This window comes from Mesorhizobium sp. M8A.F.Ca.ET.218.01.1.1 (assembly GCF_004791165.1).
GTDB lineage: Bacteria > Pseudomonadota > Alphaproteobacteria > Rhizobiales > Rhizobiaceae > Mesorhizobium.
This window is the reverse complement of record NZ_SRUZ01000189.1, coordinates 1-289: the sequence shown is the minus strand read 5'-3', so window position 1 is coordinate 289 and position 289 is coordinate 1. Positions and strand designations below refer to the sequence as shown.

The following is a 289-nucleotide window of genomic DNA, read 5'->3' as shown; positions in this document are numbered from 1 at the left end:
TTGCACCCGCTCGCCCCGGCGCTTCTCGTGGGCTCGGTGCTTCACGCCTACGACCATGCGCGCGAGGCCATGCGGTTTTACGACGAATTTTCCCGCGACGCCCCGGACGAGGTGAGCGTCGACGCCGCGCTCGTCACACTGCCCTCGGGCGACCGTGCCTTCAGCATCTCGGCCTGCTATGTCGGGGCACCCGAAGCGGGCGAACCCGTCATCGCACCGCTGATGAAATTCGGATACCCCATCGAAAGCCGCCTTCAAGCCGTTCCGTATCTCCAGATTCAATCGGCGG

General features: G+C 65.1%; 1 pseudogene. It reads left to right on the top strand.

Going from position 1 to position 289, the window contains the following annotated elements:
- A pseudogene (locus EN861_RS34970) lies at positions 1-289 on the top strand (FAD-linked oxidase); the annotation flags it as partial.